Annotated in this window: 22 protein-coding genes and 1 pseudogene; 7 read left to right on the forward strand and 16 right to left on the reverse strand. The window is 69.4% G+C overall.

Annotated elements, in window-relative coordinates; translation table 11 throughout:
* Window positions 1-26: 26 nt before the first annotated feature.
* Both VPH61_RS18845 and VPH61_RS18850 read right to left on the reverse strand, forming a co-directional pair.
* On the reverse strand, window positions 27-779 hold the full coding sequence (locus tag VPH61_RS18845) for an FAD-binding oxidoreductase (protein WP_442879095.1): 753 nt from the start codon (window positions 777-779) through the stop codon (window positions 27-29).
* Between the two features lie 198 nt (window positions 780-977).
* Window positions 978-1,453 (reverse strand): annotated as a pseudogene (locus tag VPH61_RS18850) (FAD-binding oxidoreductase); the annotation flags it as partial.
* 104 nt (window positions 1,454-1,557) lie between these two features.
* Here VPH61_RS18850 and VPH61_RS10885 point away from each other — a divergent pair.
* The 3 genes from VPH61_RS10885 (at window position 1,558) to VPH61_RS10895 (ending at window position 4,717) form a co-directional block, all read left to right on the forward strand.
* Window positions 1,558-2,334: a GntR family transcriptional regulator gene (locus VPH61_RS10885; RefSeq protein WP_332063514.1), complete on the forward strand. Its 777-nt coding sequence runs from the start codon at window positions 1,558-1,560 to the stop codon at window positions 2,332-2,334.
* A gap of 84 nt (window positions 2,335-2,418) precedes the next feature.
* The gene (locus tag VPH61_RS10890) at window positions 2,419-4,002 is read left to right on the forward strand and encodes a DNA-3-methyladenine glycosylase 2 family protein (protein WP_332063750.1); all 1,584 of its coding nucleotides are present in this window, start codon (window positions 2,419-2,421) and stop codon (window positions 4,000-4,002) included.
* A gap of 43 nt (window positions 4,003-4,045) precedes the next feature.
* A complete protein-coding gene (locus VPH61_RS10895) occupies window positions 4,046-4,717 on the forward strand; it encodes a FadR/GntR family transcriptional regulator (RefSeq protein ID WP_332063515.1) in 672 nt (223 codons plus the stop codon).
* 103 nt (window positions 4,718-4,820) lie between these two features.
* Here the strand turns inward: VPH61_RS10895 and VPH61_RS10900 are convergent, their stop codons facing one another.
* The 7 genes from VPH61_RS10900 to VPH61_RS10930 form a co-directional block, all read right to left on the reverse strand.
* The gene (locus tag VPH61_RS10900) at window positions 4,821-5,804 is read right to left on the reverse strand and encodes an ABC transporter substrate-binding protein (RefSeq protein ID WP_332063516.1); all 984 of its coding nucleotides are present in this window, start codon (window positions 5,802-5,804) and stop codon (window positions 4,821-4,823) included.
* Between the two features lie 70 nt (window positions 5,805-5,874).
* Window positions 5,875-6,909 (reverse strand): ABC transporter permease, encoded by a 1,035-nt coding sequence (locus tag VPH61_RS10905; RefSeq protein ID WP_332063517.1) that lies wholly within the window; start codon window positions 6,907-6,909, stop codon window positions 5,875-5,877.
* Window positions 6,906-8,441, reverse strand: a complete 1,536-nt coding sequence (locus VPH61_RS10910) for a sugar ABC transporter ATP-binding protein (RefSeq protein WP_332063518.1) — start codon at window positions 8,439-8,441, stop codon at window positions 6,906-6,908. Before VPH61_RS10910 ends, VPH61_RS10905 begins: the two co-directional genes overlap by 4 nt.
* Window positions 8,438-8,920, reverse strand: a complete 483-nt coding sequence (locus tag VPH61_RS10915) for an RbsD/FucU family protein (protein WP_332063519.1) — start codon at window positions 8,918-8,920, stop codon at window positions 8,438-8,440. Before VPH61_RS10915 ends, VPH61_RS10910 begins: the two co-directional genes overlap by 4 nt.
* A gap of 30 nt (window positions 8,921-8,950) precedes the next feature.
* Complete coding sequence (locus tag VPH61_RS10920; protein WP_332063520.1) at window positions 8,951-9,832, reverse strand: amidohydrolase family protein; 882 nt, start codon at window positions 9,830-9,832, stop codon at window positions 8,951-8,953.
* A complete protein-coding gene (locus VPH61_RS10925; RefSeq protein ID WP_332063521.1) occupies window positions 9,829-10,797 on the reverse strand; it encodes an aldo/keto reductase in 969 nt (322 codons plus the stop codon). The genes VPH61_RS10920 and VPH61_RS10925 overlap by 4 nt, the downstream gene beginning before the upstream one ends.
* Window positions 10,794-12,101 (reverse strand): L-fuconate dehydratase, encoded by a 1,308-nt coding sequence (locus VPH61_RS10930; protein ID WP_332063522.1) that lies wholly within the window; start codon window positions 12,099-12,101, stop codon window positions 10,794-10,796. Before VPH61_RS10930 ends, VPH61_RS10925 begins: the two co-directional genes overlap by 4 nt.
* Window positions 12,102-12,246: 145 nt before the next feature.
* Between VPH61_RS10930 and VPH61_RS10935 the strand changes: the two genes are divergently transcribed.
* The 3 genes from VPH61_RS10935 to VPH61_RS10945 all read left to right on the forward strand — a co-directional run bounded on the left by VPH61_RS10935 (window position 12,247) and on the right by VPH61_RS10945 (window position 14,894).
* A complete protein-coding gene (locus VPH61_RS10935; protein WP_332063523.1) occupies window positions 12,247-13,092 on the forward strand; it encodes a fumarylacetoacetate hydrolase family protein in 846 nt (281 codons plus the stop codon).
* Between the two features lie 31 nt (window positions 13,093-13,123).
* A complete protein-coding gene (locus VPH61_RS10940; RefSeq protein WP_332063524.1) occupies window positions 13,124-13,882 on the forward strand; it encodes an SDR family NAD(P)-dependent oxidoreductase in 759 nt (252 codons plus the stop codon).
* Window positions 13,883-14,018: 136 nt separating this feature from the next.
* Window positions 14,019-14,894, forward strand: coding sequence for a fumarylacetoacetate hydrolase family protein (locus VPH61_RS10945; protein ID WP_332063525.1), 876 nt, complete (start codon window positions 14,019-14,021; stop codon window positions 14,892-14,894).
* A 45-nt stretch (window positions 14,895-14,939) separates the two neighbouring features.
* Here VPH61_RS10945 and VPH61_RS10950 read toward each other — a convergent pair whose 3' ends face one another.
* A complete protein-coding gene (locus VPH61_RS10950; protein WP_332063526.1) occupies window positions 14,940-16,463 on the reverse strand; it encodes an aspartate ammonia-lyase in 1,524 nt (507 codons plus the stop codon).
* Window positions 16,464-16,647: 184 nt separating this feature from the next.
* On the reverse strand, window positions 16,648-16,965 hold the full coding sequence (locus VPH61_RS10955) for a DUF4190 domain-containing protein (protein ID WP_332063527.1): 318 nt from the start codon (window positions 16,963-16,965) through the stop codon (window positions 16,648-16,650).
* A gap of 140 nt (window positions 16,966-17,105) precedes the next feature.
* Between VPH61_RS10955 and VPH61_RS10960 the strand changes: the two genes are divergently transcribed.
* Window positions 17,106-18,392: a uracil-xanthine permease family protein gene (locus VPH61_RS10960; RefSeq protein ID WP_332063528.1), complete on the forward strand. Its 1,287-nt coding sequence runs from the start codon at window positions 17,106-17,108 to the stop codon at window positions 18,390-18,392.
* An 86-nt stretch (window positions 18,393-18,478) separates the two neighbouring features.
* Here VPH61_RS10960 and VPH61_RS10965 read toward each other — a convergent pair whose 3' ends face one another.
* The 5 genes from VPH61_RS10965 to VPH61_RS10985 all read right to left on the reverse strand — a co-directional run bounded on the left by VPH61_RS10965 (window position 18,479) and on the right by VPH61_RS10985 (window position 23,173).
* Entirely contained in the window at window positions 18,479-19,966 is a 1,488-nt protein-coding gene (locus VPH61_RS10965) for an NCS2 family permease (RefSeq protein WP_332063529.1), read from the reverse strand.
* Window positions 19,967-20,024: 58 nt separating this feature from the next.
* A complete protein-coding gene (locus VPH61_RS10970) occupies window positions 20,025-20,369 on the reverse strand; it encodes a peptidase (RefSeq protein WP_332063530.1) in 345 nt (114 codons plus the stop codon).
* On the reverse strand, window positions 20,366-21,544 hold the full coding sequence (locus VPH61_RS10975) for an inorganic phosphate transporter (protein WP_332063531.1): 1,179 nt from the start codon (window positions 21,542-21,544) through the stop codon (window positions 20,366-20,368). Before VPH61_RS10975 ends, VPH61_RS10970 begins: the two co-directional genes overlap by 4 nt.
* Before the next feature lie 112 nt (window positions 21,545-21,656).
* Entirely contained in the window at window positions 21,657-22,139 is a 483-nt protein-coding gene (locus tag VPH61_RS10980; RefSeq protein ID WP_332063532.1) for an 8-oxo-dGTP diphosphatase, read from the reverse strand.
* A 2-nt stretch (window positions 22,140-22,141) separates the two neighbouring features.
* On the reverse strand, window positions 22,142-23,173 hold the full coding sequence (locus VPH61_RS10985) for a 6-phosphofructokinase (protein ID WP_332063533.1): 1,032 nt from the start codon (window positions 23,171-23,173) through the stop codon (window positions 22,142-22,144).
* Window positions 23,174-23,331 lie beyond the last annotated feature (158 nt).

Raw genomic sequence — 23,331 nt, forward strand, 5'->3', positions numbered from 1 at the left:
AGCGGCGCCGTCACCGAGGAGAGCCGTCACCGGGCCGGCGGCGTGACCGGCGGGTCGGACGGCACGGCGGCCTCGAACATGACCCCGGGGTTCATGATGCCGCGGGGGTCGAAGAGCGCCTTGATGCCGCGCTGCAGCCCGAACGAGTCGTCGCCGAGCTCGTCGGCGAGCCAGCGCCGCTTCAGGATCCCGACGCCGTGCTCGCCGGTGAGCGTGCCGCCGAGCGCGACGGCCGTGCGGAACATATCGTCGGCGGCGGCCCACACGTGTTCGGGCACCTCGTCGCCGGTGAACACGAAGTTCGGGTGCAGGTTGCCGTCGCCGGCGTGCGCGATCGTCGGGATCTCGATGCCGTGGCGCTGCCCGATCTCCTCGATCGCGCGGAACATCTCGGGCAAGCGCGAGCGCGGCACGGCGACGTCCTCGATGAGCACCTGGCCCGAGGCGGCGAGCGCGGGGTGCATCGCGCGGCGGATGTCGAGGAGGCGCTCGCCCGCCGCGGCATCCGTCGATCGGCTGACTCGGCCGCCCGCTGCGGCGAAGAGGCCGGCGATCTCGGCGGCCTCTGCTGCCGCTCCCGCCCCGTCGCACTGCACGAGCAGGAACGTCTCCGACGGCGCGAGCGATTCGAGCGGCGTGCCGGCGATGCCGTCGGCGCCCAGGTAGGCGGCCACGCGTGCGAGCCCGGCGGCGTCGATGAGTTCGAGCACGGCGGGCCGCAGACGGGCCGCGGTGACGGCAGCGGATGCCGCGGCAGCCGCCTCGACGTCGGGAAGCATCGCGGCGACGGTGACGGTCTCGCCCGACGGGATCGGCCGCAGCCGCACGGTCGCCTCGACGATCACGCCGAGCGTGCCCTCGGAGCCCGTGAGGAGGGCCGTGAGGTCGTATCCCGTGACCCCCTTCACCGTGCGGTGGCCGGTGCGCAGCAGGCGCCCGTCGGCGAGTACGACCGCGAGGCCGAGCACGGCCTCGCGGGTCACCCCGTACTTGGCGCAGAGCAGCCCGCCGGCGTTCGTGGCGATGTTGCCACCGATCGACGAGATGGCGCGGCTCGCGGGATCGGGGCGAACCACAGGCCGAGCGGCGCGAGCGTGTCGTTCAGGTCGCCGTTCAGCACGCCGGGCTCGACGACCGCGAGCTCGTCGGCCTCCGAGATCTCGAGCACCCGGTTCATGCGTGTGAGATCGAGCACGATCGCGCCGGGGCTCGCGAGGGCCCCGCCCGCGAGGCCGGTGCCGGCGCCGCGCGGCACGACGGGCGTCGACGTCTCGTACGCGATGCGCATGAGGGCCTGCACCTCGGCCACGGATGCCGCGTGCACGACCGCGATCGGCGGGGTGGCGCTGCGCCATCCCGATCGGTCCTCGCGCACGGCGTCGAGATCGGCGGCGGCGGTGGAGACGGCCTCCCCGAGGGCGTCCTGGAGAAGGGTCACGACGGCATGCGGCATCCCTCCACGCTAGCCGTGCACGACTATCGTGGAGACATCATGAGGACCGCACCGCATCAAGTCATCCGCGACACCCGGTTCTCCGCGCTCGCTGGGCCTGCAGCATGACCGGACCGCTGCGATCGGCCGCACCGCTCGTCTCACGGTCGGTGCTCTCCGACGAGACCTACGGGGTCATCAGCAATCTCGTGCTCGAACACCGCATTCCGCCCGGGAGCCGGGTCAACATCGACTCGCTCTCCGCTCAGCTCGGCGTGTCGCCGACTCCGGTGCGCGAGGCGCTCGCCCGCCTCGAGTCCGACGGGCTCGTCGTGAAGACTCCCCTGCGCGGCTATTCGACGACTCCCCTGCTCACCGTCAAGGAGTTCGTCGAACTCGGACAGTTCCGCGTGCTCATCGAGCAGTGGACGGCCGCGGAATCGGCGAAGTCGGTCGCTCCGTCCGTCGCGGATGAACTGCGGGCCGAGGTCGCGGCGACACGGGAGTCGCTGGGCGTCCAGGAGGCCGGTGCTGACGCGTTCCGCACGCTGACCGAGCACGACACCCGGTTCCACGGCTTGATCGCGCGCCTCGCGGGCAACGAGCTGATCGCCCAGTCCATCGAGCGCACGCACTTCCACCTGCACTTCCTTCGGCTCTATCTCGCGTCCCGCAACCTCGAGTCGAATCTCGACGCCCCCGCGTCGCAGACGCTGCGCCGCGTGCTCGGCGAGTTCGAGCGTGCAGGCCGGGTCTCGCACACGATCGACGATCACGCCGCGATCGCGGAGGCCATCATCGCCGGCGACGGCGAGACGGCGGCAGACCTCATGCGCGAGCACATCGAGATCGGGCGCCGCCGGTTCCTGCCGATCGTGGAGATCCTGAACTCGATCGACTGAGCCGGGTCGCGCGACGCCCGCGCTCGTGTCCGATTTCCGCTGGTCGATGTCGGCGGTGCGTGTCAGGCTGGTCGCATGACCAGCATGCCGACCGCCCCCCACCTGCACGGCAACCGACCGCGCGACCCGCTCGACGACCCCGAATTCGCCGAACGGTACCGGGCGATGCAGGCGCGCGACACCCGGTTCGACGGGCAGTTCATCACCGGCGTGCACTCGACGGGCATCTACTGCCGCCCGAGCTGCCCGGCGGTGTCGCCGAAGCCGTCGAACGTCAGCTTCTACCTCACCGCGGCCGCCGCGCACGAGGCGGGGCTCCGGGCCTGCAAGCGGTGCCTGCCCGACGCCGTGCCGGGCTCCCCCCAGTGGGACCTGCGCGACGACCTCGCCGCTCGCGCCATGCGACTCATCGCCGACGGCGTCGTCGAGCGCGAAGGCGTGCCGGGCCTCGCCGCCAGGCTCGGCTACACGCCGCGGCACCTGACGCGCGTGCTCACGGGCGAGCTCGGCGCCGGCCCGCTCGCGCTCGCGCGGGCTCACCGGGCGCAAACCGCGCGCGCACTCCTCACCTCGACGGCGCTCCCCGCGGCCGACGTGGCCTTCGCATCGGGGTTCGGCAGCATCCGTCAGTTCAACGACACGATCCGCGAGGTCTACGAACGCAGCCCGCTCGAGCTGCGTGCCACGGCGCGCACGCGCGAGCGGCGGCCCGGATCGGCCGGCACCGGCTCGGCATCGGACTCGTCGCCCGGGCCGGCTCTCGACGCCGGAGTGGTGCGACTGCGACTTCCGGCGCGGCCGCCCTTCGACGCCGCGGGCGTCTTCGGTTGGCTCGCGGCGCGCGCTCTCGACGGCGTCGAGCAGGCCGGTGTCGACAACGCCGGTGCCGACAGCTACCGGCGCACTCTCGGCCTGCCGGGCGGCCCAGCCGTCGTCGCGTTCGCCGCGTCGGGCGACGTCACGGCGCCGGCGATCGACGTCGAGGCGCACCTCACCACGCTCGCCGACCTGCCGCCGCTCGTCGCCCGGGTGCGCCGGCTCTTCGACCTCGACGCCGACGCCGTCGCGATCGACGCGGCACTCTCCCGAGACCCGGCGCTCGCGGCATCCGTCGCCGAGACACCGGGCATTCGCGTGCCCGGATGCCTCGATCCCCACGAACTCGTCTTCCGAGCGCTCATCGGGCAGCAGATCTCGGTGAAGGCGGCCCGCACCGCGCTCGCCCGGCTCGCCGCTGAGCTCGGCGAGCGCGTGGCACCGCACGCCGACGGCGCACCGTCGACCCTCTTCCCCACCGCAGCGGCGATCGCCGAGCACGGAAGCGAGGTGCTCAGGGGCCCGGCGGCGCGCGTGCGCACCATCGTCGACGTCGCGAGTCGGCTCGAGTCGGGCGAGCTCGTCGTCGCCGCCGAGTGCGAACGCGTCGAACTGCAGGCCGAGCTCCTGGCGGTTCCCGGCATCGGGCCGTGGACGGCCGGCTACGTCGCGATGCGCGTGACACGAGCACCAGACGTGCTGCTCACAGGCGATCTCGCGCTGCGGAGCGGCGCCGAGAACCTCGGTCTCCCGGCGAATGCGAGCGAGCTGGCCGCCGCCGGCACGAGGTGGGCGCCGTGGCGCAGTTACGCGTCGATGCACCTGTGGCGCGCCGCCGCCACAAAGATCTGATGTCTGCGCCGCTTCCCGCGCCGACACACGGTACGATCACGACATGGCCGTCACCGACGAAGCGATCCTGCACATCAAAGAGATGATCATCGCGGGTGAACTCGCCCCCGGTGATCGACTGCCGCCCGAGAAGGAGCTGAGCGATCGGCTCGGTCTCTCCCGCTCCTCGCTTCGCGAGGCGGTGAAGGCGCTCGAGGTGATCCGGGTGCTCGACGTGCGACGCGGTGACGGCACCTACGTCACGAGTCTCGAACCGCGACTCCTGCTCGAGGCGATGTCGTTCGTCGTCGACCTGCACGACGACCAGTCGGTGCTGGAGATCTTCGCGGTGCGGCGCATCCTCGAGCCGGCGGCCACGTCGCTCGCCGCGCGCAACGCCGACGACGACGACGTTGCGCGCCTCCGCGTGAGCATCGCGAGCGTCGACCACGCGGCAGATGTGGAAGCGCTCGTCGAGCACGATCTCGAGTTCCACCGCGGCATCGCCGAAGCGGCGGGCAACACCTACCTCGCGAGCCTCATCGACTCTCTGTCGAGCCACACGGTGCGCGCTCGCATCTGGCGCGGCATCACGCAGGAGAACGCGGTCGAGCGCACGCTCTCCGAGCACCATGCGATCCTCGACGCGATCGAGGCCGGCGACTCCGACCTGGCTTCGGCGTTGACGGTCGTGCACGTCAGCGGCGTCGAGCAGTGGCTCCGTTCCGCCCTCTGATCGCACGGGTAGCCGCACTGCGCCGAGCACGACGGGCGGGCGCGGCAGCCGGGCATGACAACGGGGCGCCGGTCGAAACCGGCGCCCCGCGACATCCGCTGGCCTACTCGTAGAGAACGGCCTGGATCTCTTCGTCGTCGATGTTCGCGAGGTCGTACCAGTAGTAGCCGGTGTCGATCGTCGTCGGGAGCTCCTTGCCCTCGATCGCCTCGACGGCGGCTTTCACCGTCTCGTAGCCGATGCCGACCGGGTTCTGCGTGATCGCACCGACCATGAGGCCGTCGCGGATCGCGTTCATCTGAGCCTCGCCCGAGTCGAAGCCGACGACCGTCAGCGCGGCCGGGTCGATGCCGAGTTCCTTGACGGCCTGCACGACGCCGATCGCCGAACCCTCGTTCGAGCCGTAGATGCCCTTGAGGTCGGGGTTCGCCGCGAGGATCGCCTTGGCGAGGTCGGCGGACTTCGCCTGGTCGCCGCCGCCGTACTGGATGTCGACGATCTCGATGTTCGGCTCGTTCTCCTCCATGTACTCGACGAAGCCGTCGCGACGCTCCTGGCCGGTGACCGAGGTCTGGTCGTGCACGACGAGGGCGACCTTGCCCTCGTGGCCGATCGCGTCGGCCATGTGCTTGGCGGCCTCGCCCGCTGCGGCGAGGTTGTCGGTCGCTGCGGTGGTGAGGGGGATGTCACTGTCGACACCCGAGTCGAACGCGATGACCGGGATGTTCGAGTCCTTCGCCTGCTGCAGCAGCGGGTCGGCCGCCTGGCTGTCGAGGGCAGCGAAGCCGATCGCCGCGGGGTTCTTGTCGAGGGCGGTCTGCAACTGCTGGATCTGCTGGTCGACATCGGCCTCGGTATCGGGACCCTCGAAGGTGATCTCGACGTCGAACTCCTCGGCGGCCTGCTCGGCACCCGACTTCACGGCCTGCCAGAACTGGTGCTGGAAGCCCTTCGAGACGAGCGCGATGTACGGCTTCTCGCCGTCGCCGCCTGCCTCGGTGCCTCCGCCGCTGCTCGTGCAGCCGGCAAGCACGAGGGCCGCGGCAACAGCGCCGACGACGACGCTCATGGTTCGCCTCTTGAACATGGTCACTCCTTGGTGTGTGGGTATTCCTGGTGGTGCAGTTCGTGCGGGTCGGTGCCGGACGGCCGGCGGGTCAGGAGGCTTGGCGCCGCCGCAGCATGTCGAGATAGACGGCGACGAGGATGACGACGCCGACGGCGACCGACTGCCACTCCTGCGGGACCGAGATGATCCGAAGCCCGTTCGTGAGCACGGCCATGACGAGTGCGCCGATGACCGTGCCGATGATCGAGCCCTTGCCGCCCTGCAGCGAGGTGCCGCCGATGATGACCGCGGCGATCGCCTCGAGTTCGAGCCCCATGCCGCCGGTCGGCTGCGCCGACGAGAGCCTCGAGGCGCTCAGCACGCCCGCGAGCCCGACGAAGAGGCCGGCGAGTGTGTAGATGATGATCTTCCAGCGGCGCACGTTGACGCCCGACAGTGCCGTGGCCGCCTCGTTCGAACCGATCGAGAAGGTGTAGCGACCGACGATCGTCTTCGAGAGGAGCACTGCGGCGACCACGATCATGACGATGAAGATCGCCACGCCGAGGGGGAACCGGACACCGGGGATGATCGACAGGTTCATGATCGACTGGAACTCGGGCGTGTCGTTGAAGTAGATCGGCTTCGTGCCCGAGATCACGAGCGAGAGACCCGCTGCGATGAGCATCATGCCGAGGGTCGCGATGAACGGCGGAATGCCGAAGACCGAGACGTTGACGCCGTTGATCAGACCGATCAGCCCGCCGAACAGGATCGTCGCGGCGACGCCCGCCCAGAGCGGCCAGCCGAGGTAGGTGAGGAAGACGCCGGCCATGACGCCGCAGAGCACCATGCCGGTGCCGATCGACAGGTCGATGCCGCCGGTGATGATCACGAAGGTGGTGCCGAGCGCCAGGATGCCGGTGACCGTTGCCGCCGTGAGGATCGACACGAGGTTGTTCGTCGTGAAGAAGTGCGGGCTCAGGAATGAGAAGACCGCCACGATCACGATGAGGCTCGCGAAGGCGAGCAGCTGCTGCAGCGATCCGCGCAGCCAGCCCAATCGGGGCTTGCCCGCTTCGACGGCGGCGAAGGCCGTCGTCGACGGGTTCGGTGCTGACGGTTGCGTCGTCGTCGGGTTCATCGTGCGATCGTTCCTTCGCTGCTGAATCGGGTGGCGTAGTCCATGAGGTTCTCCTGGGTGGCCTCGGCGTTGTCGAGCACCGCGGTGAGGCGGCCTTCGGCCATGACGGCGATCCGGTCGGAGAGCCGGAGCACCTCGGGCAGTTCGGAGGAGATCATGATGATCGCCTTGCCCTGGTCGGCGAGTTGTCGCAGGAGCGTGTAGATCTCCTCCTTGGCGCCGACGTCGATGCCACGGGTGGGTTCGTCGAAGATCAGCACCTCGCAGTCCTTCGCGAGCCATTTCGCGATGACGACCTTCTGCTGATTGCCGCCCGAGAGGTTCTTCACGAGTTGCGCGGTCGACGGCGTCTTGATGCGGAGCTTCTCGACGTACTCGCGACCGGTCTGCTCGATGCGCGCGCCGCTCACGAAGCCGGGCCCCGAGACGTACTCGCGGAGCGAGGCGAGCACGATGTTCTCGCGGACACTGCGTTCGAGCAGCACGCCGAGGTGCTTGCGATCCTCGGAGAGGTAGCCGATGCCGAGGCGAGCCGCCTCGGCCGGGTTGCCGATCGTCACCGCTCGGCCGTGCACGAGGATCTCCCCGGACTCACGGCGGTCGGCGCCGACGACGGCTCGAGCGACCTCGGTGCGCCCAGCGCCCATCAGCCCGGCGAAGCCGAGGATCTCGCCGGCGTGCACGTCGAAGCTGACGTCGCGCAACAGGTTCCTCGTCGTGAGCCCCCGTACCGAGAGCACCGGCTCGCCGGCCGTCTCCGCCGCCGGCGGCCGCTGCTCGCCGACGATCTCGCGGCCGACCATGAGGGCGATGACCTCTTTCGGCGCGGTCTCGGCGGTCACCCGGGTGCCGATGTAGCGCCCGTCGCGCAGCACGCTGATGCGGTCGGAGATGCGTGCGAGCTCCTCCATGCGGTGCGAGATGTAGATGACTCCCGTGTCGGGCGTGCGGAATCGCCGGATCAGTTCGAACAGCACGTCGACCTCGGCGTCGTTCAGCGCGGCGGTCGGCTCGTCCATGATGAGCACCTTCGCGTCGAACGAGAGCGCCTTCGCGATCTCGACCATCTGCTGGCGGGCGACGGTCAGCCGTTCGACGCGTTCAGTGGGATCGAGCGCGAGCCCGAGCCGGTCGAAGAGTTCCTGTGCTCGGCGGTTGAGGGCGCGCTCGTCGAGGAACAGTCCGCCCGCGCGGCGTTCGCGCCCGATGAAGATGTTCTGCGCGACCGTCAGGTCGGGCATCAGGTTGAACTCCTGGTGGATGATCGAGATGCCGAGTTCCTGCGCGTGGCGGGGACCCTCGATCGAGAGCTCCTCGCCGTTCAGTCGGAATGTGCCGGCGTCGGGCGTGTAGATGCCCGCGAGCAGCTTCATGAGCGTCGACTTGCCGGCACCGTTCTCGCCGACGAGGGCGAGCACCTCGCCGTGGCGGAGGTCGAGTCGCACGTCGTCGAGCGCCTGCACGCCCGGGAAGCCCTTGCTGACGCCCTCGACGTCGAGGAGGGGGGTGGGTTCGACCGTCTGTCCGATCATCGCGCTGCTCCTCGGGGCTCGTAGCTGTTCACGACGCCCTTGCGCAGCACGATGTTGCCGTAGGGTCGCAGTTCGCCGGTGCGGACGATGAGTCGGGCTCGGCCGGCGCGGTCGTAGAAGGCGAAGCGCTCGAGTTCCTCGACCCGGTCCGTCGTGGTGGCTGCCGCGACGACGAGTTCGTCCTGCACGGGCAGGCGCAGCCCGCCTTCGGCTGCCATGAGCAGCACGGATGCCGCCTCGTAGCCGTCGAGGGGCACGACGCTGCGGATGGCGCTGGTCACGGCGGGGGCGTCGAGCCCGGGTCGTTCGACGACGACCGCGCCCAAGCGATGCGCGGGGAAGTTCGCGTCGGCGACGACGAGCTCGTCGCCGTGTCCGAGCCGATCGAGCGCGGCGAGGAGTTCGCCGTCGAGCATCGGGTTGATACCGCTCAGCACAGTTGCCTCTTCCTTGAGAATGGTGATGAGTCTACAACTCATCCGATGTTTGAGGTGCTTTCGGGTGGACTGTTACGAATTCGAGTTCGAATCCGACTGAGAGATATGACTATTCAGGCGGTAGACCCGCTCCGCGGTTCCGCCGAGCACGGCATCCCGCTCCGCCGGAACGAGCTCGCCGACGCATCCGCTCATGACCGCCCAGGTCGGCTGATAGCCGCCGTGCGGCACCGACATCGGCCAATCGCCGCCGTACATCAACCGGTCGGGGCCGAACGCGTCGAGCGCGATCTCCCAGAGCGGACCCACCGTCGCGGCACCGAATGCCGCACCGGGCAGGTGCAGGCCCGAGAACTTCGCGACCGTGTTCGGCAGCGCAGCGACCTCCTCGAACTCTCGGCGCCAGGCGTCGAAGTCGTCACTGCCGACGGGGGGCTTGCCGAGATGATCGATCACGACCGTCAGCGCGGGCAGATGCCGCGCGAGCCGCCCGGCCGCCCCGAGATGCCTCGGCCACGCATCGGGCACGTCGAAGGCGAGGCCCCGCCGGGCGACCTCGGCGAGCGAGGTGCGCACGTCGGGCAGCTCGAAGAAGTCGTCGCGGGGGTCGCCGTGCACGAGATGACGGATGCCCCGGAGGGCCGCCTCCCCCTCGAGCGCGTCGAGCGCTGCGAACGCCGCGGCGCGGTCGTCGAGCTGGACCCAGCCGACGACGCCCGCAACCCAGTCGTTGGCGGCGGCGACGTCGAGCATGAAGCGGGTGTCGGCGAAGGAGTCCTCGGCCTGCACGAGCACTGCGGCGTCGATGCCGGCGGCGTCGAGTTCCGCCCGCGCCTCCGCCGGGCCGAAGTCCGCGTGGAGCGGTCCGAGATCGGGCGTGATCCAGGCGTAGTCGCTCACCGTGCGATCCCACAGGTGCAGGTGCGCGTCGATCGTGCGGGCCGGGGCGGTCATGGGATCAGCTCCTCGTCACGAAGCCTCGTCCACAGGGCTTCGGGAATCGCCGCCCGCACCCGAGCCGCGTTCTCGGTGATGTCGGCCGGACGGGCAGAACCGGCGACGACGGAACGCACCGCGGCGTGACGCAACGGATACTGCATGGCCGCGACCGGGAGATCGACCCCCTCGTCACGGCAGACCTCGGCCAGCCGGGTCGCGCGCGCCAGCACCTCCGGCGGCACCGCGCCGTAGTTGTAGCGCCCGTTCGCCCCGGGCGTCGCGCTCGAGAGCAGGCCGGAGTTGTAGACGGCGGCGGCGATGACACCGACCCCCCGCTGCTCGCAGAGCGGCAGCAGCTCGGCCAGAGCCGGCTGCTCGAGGAGGGTGTACCGGCCGGCGATCATCACGAGGTCGAGCTCGCCCTCGGCCACGGCGCGCGCCGCGGCATCCGCGTCGTTGGTGCCGATGCCGATGGCGTCGACGACTCCCTCTTCGCGAAGTCTCGCGAGCGCAGGCAGCCCCTCGGCGAGACCCCGGTCGAGGTCGTAGGCGTCGGGGTCGTGCAGGAATGCGATGTCGATGCGGTCGAGACCGAGACGTTCGAGGGACTCCTCGATGCTGCGCCGAACGCCCGCCTCGCTCGGGTCGAAGCGGCGTACCGTCTCGTTCGGCACGGCGAAATCGAAGGCCATGTCGTCGCCGCCGGCGAAATCGGGGTTCGGGTCGAGCAGTCGGCCGACCTTCGTCGAGATCACGAACTCGTCGCGGGGCTTCGTCGCGAGGAACACGCCGAGTCGCCGCTCGCTGAGTCCCAGGCCGTAGTGCGGGGCGGTGTCGAAGTAGCGGATGCCGCTGTCCCACGCCGCATCGAGCGCTGCGAAGGCGCCCTCGTCGCTGACCGCGCGGTGGAGGTTGCCGACGGAGGCCGCGCCGTAGCCGAGCGGCCCGAGTCGCTCGGCGGAGGTGACGTCACCGGTCATGCGCGGGCCCCGCTCACGACGTGCGCACCGCGCCAGGTGTATTCGTCGACGGATGCCGCGTGCATCTCGGTGCCCGCACCCGGCGCCGTCGGCGTGACGTAACGGCCGCGGCGCACGACGGCAGGCGTCACGAAGTGCTCATGGAGGTGGTCGACGAATTCGATCATGCGTCCCTCCATCGTGCCCGAGAGCGCCACGTAGTCGAACATCGACAGGTGCTGCACGGCCTCGCAGAGACCGACGCCCCCGGCGTGCGGGCACACCGGCACACCGAACTTCGCGGCCAGCAGGAGGTTCGCGATGTTCTCGTTGACACCGCCGACGCGGGTCGCGTCGATCTGCATGACGTCCATGCCGCCGACTTGGAGGAGCTGCTTGAAGACGATGCGGTTCTGAACGTGCTCACCGGTCGCGACCTTGATCGGCGAGATGCCGCGTGCGATGGCGGCATGGCCGAGGATGTCGTCGGGGCTCGTCGGCTCCTCGATCCATTCGACGTCGAACTCGGCGAGCGCGCGCACCCATTCGATCGCGGCGTCGACGTCCCAGCGCTGGTTCGCGTCGATGGCGATCGGGAACCCCTCGCCGACGGCGGCGCGGGCGATGCCGAGGCGTCGGATGTCGTCGGCGAGGTCGGCCCCGACCTTGAGCTTGATCTGCGGGTAGCCGTCGGCGACGGCCTCGCGGCAGAGCCGGTCGAGCTTCTCGTCGGAGTAGCCGAGCCATCCGGGAGTGGTCGTGTAGGCGGGGTAGCCGATCTCGAGGAGCTTCTCGGTCCGTTCGGCGCGGCCGGGCTCGGCGGCGCGGAACAGCTCGAGCGCCTCTTCGGGCGTGAGCGCGTCGCTGAGGTAGCGGAAGTCGACGAGCTCGACGAGCTGCTCGGGGGTGAGCTCAGAGAGCAGGCGCCAGAGCGGCAGGCCGCTGCGCTTGGCCTTGAGGTCCCACAGCGCGTTGACGGCCGCGCCGATCGCCATGTGCATGACGCCCTTCTCGGGGCCGAGCCAGCGCAGCTGCGAGTCATGGGTGAGCAGTCGCCACGCGGCGCCCATGTCGTCGAGCAGCGCTTCCACGTCGCGACCGAGGAGGTGTCCGCGGAGCGTGTCGAGCGCCGCCACCTCGACGTCGTTGCCGCGTCCGATCGTGAAGACGAAGGCGTGGCCCTCGTGCCCGTCCTCGGCGTCCGTTCGGATGGTGAGGTAGGCCGCCGAGTAGTCGGGGTCTGGGTTCATCGCGTCCGACCCGTCGAGTTCGAGGGAGGTGGGGAAGCGGATGTCCCGGGTATCAACACTGACGATGGTGCTCATGACGTCCTTTCGTGGCGACCCCGAGCATAAACATCGGATGTCTTGTCTGTCAACCGCACATTCATGTGCAAGAATCTCCCAGAACCGGCCTGCGCCCACTTCAGAGTTCAGATGTTCACGCAGCGCCCTGATGGAGAGGACCCGCATGAGATTCGCCCGCCTCGGCAACGCCGGCGCCGAGATCCCCGTCGTCATCGACGGCGATCGCACGCTCGACCTGCGATCGATCACCGCCGACATCGACGGGGTGTTCCTCAGCGAGGGCATCGAGCGCGCTCGTGCGGCCGTCGCCGCCGGCGAACTGCCCGAGGTCGCAGATGCCGCCGAACTCCGCGTCGGTGCGCCCATCGCCCGCCCGTCGGCCGTCTACTGCGTCGGCATGAACTACGCGGCGCACGCCGCGGAGTCGGGCTCCGAGCCGCCGAAGCAGATCGTCATGTTCATGAAGGCCCCGAACACGATCGTCGGCCCGTACGACGACGTCGCCATCCCGCGCGGCAGCGAGAAGACCGACTGGGAAGTCGAGCTCGGCATCGTCATCGGCCGACGCGCGAGCTACCTCGACTCCCCCGCCGACGCCCGCGCGCACGTCGCCGGCTTCGTGATGGCCAACGACCTCTCCGAGCGCGACTGGCAGATCGCCGTGTCGGGCGGCCAGTGGTCGAAGGGCAAGAGCGCTCCCGGCTTCTGCCCGACCGGCCCTTGGCTCGCGACGAACGACGAACTGAACGCCGACGACGTTCGCCTGCGCAGCTTCGTGAACGGCGAGCCCCGCCAAGACTCGCGCACCGCGGACCTCATCTTCGACATCGACACGATCGTCTGGACCCTCAGCCAGTACCTCACCCTCGAACCGGGCGACCTCGTGCTCACCGGCACCCCCGAGGGCGTCGCCCTCTCGGGCCGCTTCCCCTACCTCGCCGCGGGCGACGTCGTCGAACTCGACATCGAGGGTCTCGGCGCCCAGCGCCAGCAGTACGTCTCCGCCTGACCCGATCAGCTCGACCCGGAAGGACTCCCACATGAGCAACGAATTCAGCGGCCTCGTCGCGATCGTCACGGGCGGCGCGTCGGGCATCGGCGCCGCGATCGCCGACCGCCTGCAGCAGGGCGGCGCGCGCGTGGCCGTCTTCGACCTGCAGCCGGATGCCGCGGCGCACGCCGACCTCGCCATCGCCGTCGACGTGGCCGACGACGCGAGCGTCCGGGCGGGCGTCGAACGGGTCGCCGCCGAGCTCGGCCGCATCGACATCGTCGTGAACAACGCCGGCATCGGCGCGCAGGGCACGATCGAGGCGAACTCCGACGAGGAGTGGCACCGGGTGTTCGACATCAACGTGCTCGGCATGATGCGCGTCGCGCGCGCCGCGCTGCCGCACCTGCGCAACTCCCCTTCGGCGTCGATCGTCAACACCGCCTCGATCGCGGCCACCGCCGGAATCCCCGAGCGGGCGCTTTACAGCGCGAGCAAGGGTGCCGTCTCGGCACTCACGCGCGCCATGGCCGCCGACCACCTGCGCGAGGGCATCCGGGTGAACGCCGTGAACCCGGGCACCGCCGACACCCCGTGGATCGGCCGCCTGCTGGCATCGGCAGCAGACCCTGCAGCCGAGCGCGCCGCACTCGAGGCACGCCAGCCGCACGGCCGCCTCGTCGCGGCCGACGAGGTGGCGGGCGCAGTCGCGTACCTCGCGAGCCCCGCATCGGGATCGACCACCGGCGTGGAGCTCGCGGTCGACGGCGGCATGCAGCAACTGCGGCTCCGCCCGGCAGGGAACTGACGCGGCATCCGGTATCGATGCCGGCGGCGATGCTGACGCGGCATCCGCTCGGATTGTCGACGTGATGGTGCATCCGGCTGTGTTCGTTGTACAACGTGCACAGCCGGATCGCCGTCTCGCCCGATAGCCTGAAGAGGTGAAGTTCGCGCACTTGAGAGTCGAAGGCCAGACGACCCCTCGGCTCGCGGCGGTGATCGCGGACTCGGCGCTCTTCCTCGACGAGTTCATGGAGCGACCGCCCCGCGACCTGCAGGATCTGATCGAGCGAGGCCCCGAGGGCCTCGCCGAAGTGCGCGAGGTCGTCGACACCGCGGTCTCGCTCGACGCCGAGCTGACCCCGGTCGCGGCGCTGCGGCACTCCTCGGCCGTGCTCCGCCCGGCCCAGGTCATCGCGATCGGTGCGAACTACGCTGCGCACGCCTCCGAGCTGAAGCTGCGCTCCGAGACGGCGATGACGATCTTCTCGCTCTGGCCGAACTCGCTCACGGCGCATGGCGCCACGACCACCTGGCCCGAAGACCTGACCACGCAGGTCGACTACGAGGCCGAACTCGGCGTCATCATCGGCCGCCCCGCCCGCGGCGTGCACGTGCGCGACGCGCTCGACTACGTGTGGGGCTACACCGTGGTCAACGACATCACGGCACGCGACATCCAGTTCAGCGAGGCGCAGTGGTCGCGCTGCAAGTCGTTCGACGGCTTCACGCCGACCGGCCCCGTGGTCGTCACGGCCGACGAGATCCCCGACCCGCAGAACCTCTGGCTCACCACGAACCTCGACGGCAGCATCATGCAGGACGCCTCGACGAACGAGATGGTGCGCAGCGTTGCCGAGATCATCTCGCTGCTCTCGCGCTCGGCCACGATCCCCCCGGGAACGCTCATCTCGACCGGCAGCCCCGGCGGCGCCGGCTACTCGCGCAAGCCCCCGGTGTTCCTGCGCGACGGCTCGACCGTCACCGTCACCGTCGAGGGCATCGGCTCGCTGACCACCCACTGCCGCGTCGTCTGACCGGTTCGGTGCCGCGCCAGTCGGACGCGGCACCCAGCAGGCGTACTACTCGCTCGGCTCGCCCTGCAGGTCGACGAGCGGAATCGCCATCGTGATCGGGCGGATCCCCGAGAGCTTCGACGGCTGCAACTGCGCCATCACGGCCTCGCGGCTCATGAGCCCTGCCTCGACGACGAGGTCGGCGACGGGCCGGCCGGTCTTCAGGGCGAGCTTCGCGATGGTGGATGCCTCGGTGTAGCCGATGAACGGGATGAGCGCCGTGATCACGCCGACGCTCGAGGCGACCATCGCCTCGAGCCGGTCGACGTTCGCGGTGATGCCGTCGACGCAGTTGACGCGGAGGGTCCAGCAGGCCTGGCGCATCCACGTGATCGACTGCAGCAGCGAGTGGGCGATCACCGGCTCGAAGGCGTTCAACTGCAATTGGCCGTTCTCGGCGGCCATCATGACCGTGACGTCGGCACCGGCCACCGCGTAGGCGACCTGGCTCACCGCCTCGGGGATCACCGGGTTGACCTTGCCGGGCATGATGCTCGAGCCCGCCTGCCGCGGCGGCAGGTTGATCTCGCCGAACCCGGCCTGCGGACCCGACGAGAGCAGGCGCAGGTCGTTGCAGATCTTCGAGAGCTTGATCGCGCTGCGCTTCAGCGCGCTCGAGAACGTCATGAAGACGCCCGTGTCGCTCGTCGCCTCGATGAGATCGGGCGCCGACACGAGACGGAGCCCGGTGATCGCGCTGAGGTGGCGCACGGCGGCCGCCGCATACCCGGGGTCGGCCGTGATGCCGGTGCCGATCGCGGTCGCGCCGAGGTTCACCTCGGAGAGGAGCTTGATGGTCTCGTTCAGGCGCTCGTGGTCTTCGCCGAGCGTCGTCGAGAAGCTGTGGAACTCCTGACCGAGCGTCATCGGAACGGCGTCCTGCAGCTGGGTGCGACCCACCTTCAGCACCTCGTGGAACTCCTGACCCTTGCGACCGAACGAGACGCGGAGCAGATCGAGCTCGCGCATCATCGTCGTGAGCGAGAATGTCATCGCGAGCTTGACTGCGGTCGGATACGTGTCGTTCGTCGACTGGCTGCGGTTGACGTCGTCGATCGGGTGCAGGACGTCGTAGCGGCCCTTGGGGTAGCCGGCCATCTCGAGCGCGAGGTTCGCGATGACCTCGTTCGCGTTCATATTCGTCGAGGTGCCGGCACCGCCCTGGATCACGCCGACCACGAACTGGTCGTGGTGCTCGCCCTCGATGATGCGCTGGCAGGCGTCGTCGATCCAGGCGGCCTTCTGGTCGGTGAGCACGCCGACCTCGCGATTGGCGCGTGCTGCGGCCTGCTTGACCGAGGCGAGCGCCACGACGAGGTCGGGGTAGACGGAGATCGGGCGCTTGGAGATCGGGAAGTTCTCGAGCGCACGCATCGTGTGCACGCCCCAGTAGGCATCGGCCGGCACCTCGACCGAGCCGAGGGAGTCGGTCTCGGTTCGAGTGGATGGCTGTGCACTGCCGCCGACGAGCGTCGGATCGGTGTACGTGTCATCGGTGGACTGGTCGCCGGTGCGCTCGGGCTCGTGCATCTCTTCCTCCACGGAGTCGTGCGCGATCGGACAAGTGGGTGTCTTGCCCCCGCAGCCGGCTCCATCGCCTGGGGTCTGCGCGGGATCGCCGCGCTCGTACTCGACACCGAGCCTATCGTCGCCGACCGTGCGAGACGAATGCGACGGGGCGCCCCTCGCCCCGCCGCATCCTCGACCGACGAACTCAGAGGAACGCGAAGGGCAGCATCGCGAGTCCGAAGACGAGCGCGAGGGCGCCGAAGAGCACGGTGCCGGCGAGCATGACGCCGTTCAGCACGATGCCCCAGATGGCCATAGTGCGCGACGCCGGCTCGCGACTGAGCGCCAGGATGCCGAGCACGAGCCCGATCACCGGCACGAAGAAGGTGGAGCTCGCCACGATCGAGACGAGGCCGAGCACGAGGCTCGAGATGCTGAACCCGCGCGCCTCCGCTGCCGGCGCGGCGTAGGGGTTCGGCTCCGCGAACGGCGCCTGGGTTGCGGTGTCGGTGACGGTGGTCATGGTGTGCTCTCCTGTTCATGGGTGCCCCGTTTGCGGGCGTGCTTCCACGCTACGGACCCGCGGAATCGCGCGGTATGGGGCTATCCCCCCGATACGATCGGATGGATCCCCACCCTTCGACTCCCATGAAACGGAGCAGCATGACTCTGCCCTGGACTCTCCACGGCGACGGCAAGAACGTCAACCCCGGCGAGGTCGTCGCTCCCGGTGAACGCCTGAGCTGGCCCCGCACGATCGGCCTCGGCGCACAGCACGTCGTCGCCATGTTCGGCGCGACCTTCCTCGTGCCGATCCTGACGGGTTTCCCGCCCGCGACGACGCTGTTCTTCTCCGGCATCGGCACGATCCTCTTCCTCGTGATCACGAAGAACCGGGTACCGAGCTACCTCGGCTCGTCGTTCGCCTTCATCGCCCCGATCAGCGCGGCGATGGGCGCGAAGGGCATCGGCGACCCCATGGGCGCTGCGCTCTTCGGCATCGTCGTCGTCGGCGTGCTGCTCGCGCTCGTGGGCCTCCTGGTGCAGTGGGTCGGCACACGCTGGATCGATGTGCTCATGCCGCCCGTCGTCGCGGGTGCGATCGTCGCGCTCATCGGCTTCAACCTCGCGCCCGCCGCGAAGAACAACTTCATGCTCGCCCCGCTGACGGCGCTCATCACGCTCGCGGCCGTCATCATCGTGAGTGTCGCGTTCCGCGGCATCCTCGGCCGGATGTCGATCCTCGTCGGCGTGGTGATCGGCTACATCGCCGCGGCGATCCAGGGCGAGATCGACTTCGCGCGCATCGAGGACGCCGCGTGGGTCGGCCTGCCGACCTTCCATCTCCCGGCGAACCCGTTCGCCGACGCCGCCGTGTGGGGCTTCCTTCCCGCGTTCCTGCCCGTCGTGCTCGTGCTCATCGCCGAGAACGTGGGCCATATCAAGGGCGTCGCGCAGATGACCGACCCGTCGGTCAACCGGTCGACGGGTCGCGCGCTCTTCGCCGACGGCCTCGCCACCACGATCGCCGGATTCTTCGGCGGCTCGGGCACCACGACCTACGGCGAGAACATCGGCGTCATGGCGGCGACGCGCATCTACTCGACCGCCGCCTACTGGGTCGCCGGCATCGTCGCCGTGCTGCTCGGCCTCTCCCCCAAGTTCGGCGAGGTCATCAACACGATCCCCGCCGGCGTGCTCGGCGGCGTCACCACGGCGCTCTACGGCCTCATCGGCATCATCGGCGTGAAGATCTGGCTCGACAACAAGGTCGACTTCGGCAAGCCCGTGAACCAGTTCACCGCTGCCACGGCCCTCATCATCGGCATCGCGGACTTCACCTTCGCGATCGGCGGGGTCTCGTTCAACGGCATCGCGCTCGGCACGATCGCCGCCATCGTGATCTACCACCTGATGAACGGCATCGCGAAAGCCCGCGGCACGAACTGAGCACGCACTCGCCGGCACGCCGGTATGAACGACGGATGCCCCGTGGCCGATCATCGGCCACGGGGCATCCGTGTCTCAACTGGAGGTCAGGCGAAGAGCGCCTCGACCGGCCCGCGTGCGAAGTACACGAGGAAGCCGGCCGCGACGATCCAGAGCAGCGGGCTGATCTCACGCGCCTTGCCCGAGAGCGAACGCACGACGACCCAGGCGATGAAGCCCGCGCCGATGCCGTTGGCGATCGAGTAGGTGAGCGGCATGACGGTGACGGCGAGGAAGACCGGCAGCAGCACCGAGAACTGCGAGAAGTCGATGTACTTGATCTGCGCCATCATGAGCGCACCCACGATGACGAGGGCGGCCGAGGCGACTTCGGTCGGCACGATCGAGACGAGCGGGGTGAAGAACATCGCGGCGAGGAACAGCAGGCCGGTCACGATGTTGGCGAGGCCCGTGCGCGCACCCTCGCCGATGCCGGCACCCGACTCGATGAAGACCGTGTTCGACGACGCGGAGGCGTACCCGCCCGCGACGGCGCCGACACCCTCGACGATCAGTGCGGACTTCAGGCGCGGGAAGTCGCCCTTCTCGTCGGCGAGCTGCGCCTCTTTCGAGAGGCCCGTCATCGTGCCCATGGCGTCGAAGAAGTTCGTGAAGACGAGCGTGAAGACGAGCATGACGGCGGCGAGCACGCCGATGCGCTCGAAGCTGCCGAACGAGACCTGTCCGACGAGCGAGAGGTCGGGCAGGCTCACGATCGAGCCGGTGAGCTCGGGCACCGAGAGGCTCCAGCCGCCGGCGTTGAAGTCCTCGCCGGCGAACATCGGCCCGAGGTTCCAGATCGCCTCGACGACGACCGCGAGCACGGTGCCCGAGACGAGGCCGATGAGGATGCCGCCCTTGACCTTGCGGGCCACGAGGATGCCGGTGAGCAGCAGCGTGAAGATGAAGACGAGGGTCGGCACGGTTGCGACGGACCCGGCGATGCCGAGCCCCACGGGCGGCGAGGAGGCGCCGGTCGCGGTGACGAACCCGGCGTTCACGAAGCCGATGAAGGCGATGAAGACACCGATGCCGACCGTGATCGCGAGCTTCAGCTGGATCGGCACCGCGTCGAAGATGAGACGGCGGAGGCCGGTCGCGGCGAGCAGCACGATGACGAGGCCGTTGATGACCACGAGGCCCATCGCCTCGGGCCAGGTCACCTGGCCGACCACCGAGACCGCGAGGAACGAGTTGATGCCGAGCCCTGCCGCGAAGCCGAAGGGCAGGCGGGCGACGAGGCCGAACAGGATCGTCATGACACCGGCGGTCAGACCCGTGACGGCCGAGACCTGGGCGAACCCGAGCTGGCCGCCGTCGACGTCGACGCCCGCCGACAGGATGATCGGGTTGAGGATCACGATGTAGGCCATCGTGACGAACGTGACGATGCCGCCGCGCACCTCGGTGCCGACGGTGGAACCGCGCTTCGTGATCTCGAAGAATCGATCGATCGGGTGCGACGGCTTCGCGCTCTGGGGCGCCGTCTCGGGGGCCGACTCAGGGGTCGTGTCAGGGGTCGTTTCAGTGGTCATCCGGGAACCTTCGATGAGGGACGCGCCGGGTGCCGGCGCGACGGGTGGACTGGGCTGCTCAGCTGAGCAGCTTGATGACGTGCTCGCCGACGATCAGGTAGATGCCGTAGATCACGGCGAACGCGCTGATGGCGAAGCACACCCACGCACCGATGAGGGCGGCGCGTTTCTGCCCCTCGCTCAACGGACTCTTCTTCTTCGCCTTCGCCGCCCGCTTCTCGGCCTGGCGGATCTCGGCGGGCGTCACCACGGTGATCGCGTCGGTGAACTCGGCCGGCGTCACGATGGGCGTGCGCCCCGAGAGCGTGAGGAGCCGAACACCGAGGGAGTAGGCGGCGACCACCACGACCGTGCCGACGAGGGCCGAGACGAAGACGAGGAGGAACGCGCCGAGGTCGATCACGAGGTCACCTTCTTCTTCGGCTTCGGATTGCGCTTGATCTTCACCGCACGGCCCGAGTGGGCGACCTCGCTCACCACGTTGTGGTGGGAGACCTCGTTGCGGCGCGACCAGAGGAAGATGCCGGCGATCACGGAGACGCCCACGATCGTGTCGATGATGATGCCGACGACGCCGAGGTGGGCGACGACCGCGGCGAGTGCGCCGACACCGCCGGCGGCGGGAAGCGTCAGGAGCCAGCCCACGCCGATGCGGCCGGCGGTGCGCCAGCGCACCTTCGAGCCCCGGCGGCCGAGGCCGGAGCCGATGACCGAGCCTGAGGCGACCTGCGTGGTCGACAGCGCGAAGCCGACGTGGCTCGAGGCGAGGATCGTCGCGGCGGTCGCCGTCTCGGACGCGAAGCCCTGGGCCGGCTTCACGTCGGTCAGGCCCGTGCCGAGGGTCTTGATGATGCGCCATCCGCCCATGTAGGTGCCGAGCGCGATCGCGATCGCGCAGGTGACGATGACCCAGAGCTGCACCTCGGCGCCGGCGGGCTGGAGACCCGCGGCGACGAGCGTCAGGGTGATGACGCCCATCGTCTTCTGCGCGTCGTTGGTGCCGTGCGCGAGGGCGACGAGCGAGGAGGAGAAGATCTGCGCGTGGCGGAACCGGTCGCGCCCGTCAGGCTTGCCGTCGTAGCGACGGGTAATGGCGTACGCCAGCTTCGTCGCACCGTAGGCGATGAGCCCGGCGGTGAGCGGGGCGAGCAGCGCGGGCAGGATGACCTTCGACATCACGACGGCGAAGTCGATGGCGCCGACGCCGAACCCGACGAGGGCCGCACCGATCAGGCCGCCGAAGAGCGCGTGACTCGACGACGACGGCAGGCCGAGCAGCCACGTGATCATGTTCCACACGATCGCGCCGATGAGACCCGCGAAGATGAGCTCGGGGGTGATGAGCACCCCGCCGTCGCCCTCCTTGATGATGCCGCCCGAGATGGTCTTGGCCACCTCGGTCGAGAGGAACGCGCCGATGAGGTTCAGGATGGCGGCGAGGCCGACGGCGACCTTGGGTTTCAGCGCACCCGTCGCGATGGGCGTCGCCATCGCGTTGGCGGTGTCGTGGAAGCCGTTCGTGAAGTCGAAGAAGAGCGCCAGTGCGATGACCAGCACGACGATGAGGGTGAGATCCACCGGCGTCTTTCTCTGGGATCGGTGCAGCCATCGCTCTCGCGAATGGTCTTCACCAGATGTTCAGGGGACGTGCCTTGCAGAAGCGTCGTTGTTCGCCGTGCACCCATCGATACTACGGGACGGAACCCGGCTCCTCCACCACCGAGGCGAGGTCGGCGCCGAACACGAACGTGCGCCGCACCGTGCCGCCCGCGAGCACGTCGGGCAGCCAGCGGCTCGCGTCGTCCCACATCTGGTCGAGCGGGATGTCGCGTACGTCGAACCACTCGGGATCGAGTTCGTCTGACGGCACCGGCTCCCCCGTCCACCGGCGGCACACGAAGACGTTGGACTCCTGACTCCATGCCTCCTTGTGCGGGAAGTGATAGCTCAGGATGCCGCGCGGCTCGAGGTCGTCGGCGGCCACGACGAGGCCCGACTCCTCGAAGATCTCGCGCACCGCTGCATCCGTCGCCGACTCGCCCGGTTCGAGCTTGCCGCCCGGCGCGACGAAGTAGCCCATGCCGAGGCCGTGCTTCTTGCGCCCCAGGAGCACCTCGACGCGGCCATCGTGCTCGCGCAGGAGGTAGCAGACGCACACCTGGGGCAGCAGCACGATCAGCCGAAGAGGATCTTCGCCTCGTCGTAGCGCGACTGCGGCACCCGGTTGAGGGTGCCGACGGCGTCGGCGATCGAGACGGTGCGGATGTCGGTGCCGCGGAGCGTGACCATCGAGCCCCATGCCCGGTCGTAGACGGCGTCGACGGCGGCCATGCCGAGGCGGGTCGCGAGCACGCGGTCGTATGCCGAAGGAGCGCCGCCGCGCTGGATGTGGCCGAGTACCGTCGCGCGGGATTCGATGCCCGTGCGCTCTTCGATCATCGGCGCGAGCTGCTCGGAGATGCCGCCGAGGCGGGGCCGGTTGAAGGCGTCGAGGCCCTTGTGCGAATGCGCCTCGTTCATGCCGGGCAGCGTGAAGCCCTCGGCCACGACGACGAGCGGGGCCCGCCCGCGGTCGCGCACCGATTCGACCCACTCGCAGATCTGCTCGATCGACTGCGGCTGCTCGGGGATGAGGATCGCGTGCGCGCCGCCGGCCATGCCGGAGTGCAGGGCGATCCAGCCGACGTGGCGGCCCATGACCTCGAGCACCATGCAGCGCCCGTGCGAGTCGGCCGTGGTGCGCAGGCGGTCGATCGCCTCGGTGGCGATCTCGACCGCGGTGTCGAAGCCGAACGAGTAGTCGGTGGCGGCGAGGTCGTTGTCGATCGTCTTGGGAACGCCGACGACGTTGATGCCGCCCTCGTCGTGCAGGCGGCGGGCCGCGGTCAGCGTGCCTTCGCCGCCGATCGCGATGATCGCGTCGATGCCCTGCTCGTCGAGCATGCGTTGGATGTTCTCGGGGCCTCCGCCCTCACCCTCGAAGGGGTTGGTGCGGCTCGAGCCGAGGATCGTGCCGCCGACCTTCGCGAGTCCGCGAACGTCGTGACGGGTGATCGGCATGATGTCGGTCTCGACGACGCCCTTCCAGCCCCACCGGAACCCGACGAACTCGGTGTCGTGCGCGATGACGCCCTTCAGCACGGCACCGCGGATGACCGAGTTGAGGCCGGGGCAGTCGCCGCCCGATGTGAGGATGCCGATCTTCATGCTCGTGGGACTCCTTGTGCTCGAATGAGACGCAATGCTCAGGGGGGTGTCGACGGAGCCGCTTCATCGGGGCACGACTCCGGGAAGTCTAGCGAACCTCGACTTCCCGTTCCGACGCGCTCGGGTCGTGCCGAGCTCGCGCCGTGGTCGCGCCCGTA

It is taken from the genome of Agromyces sp. CCNWLW203, assembly GCF_036576125.1.
In the GTDB taxonomy this organism is placed as follows: domain Bacteria; phylum Actinomycetota; class Actinomycetes; order Actinomycetales; family Microbacteriaceae; genus Agromyces.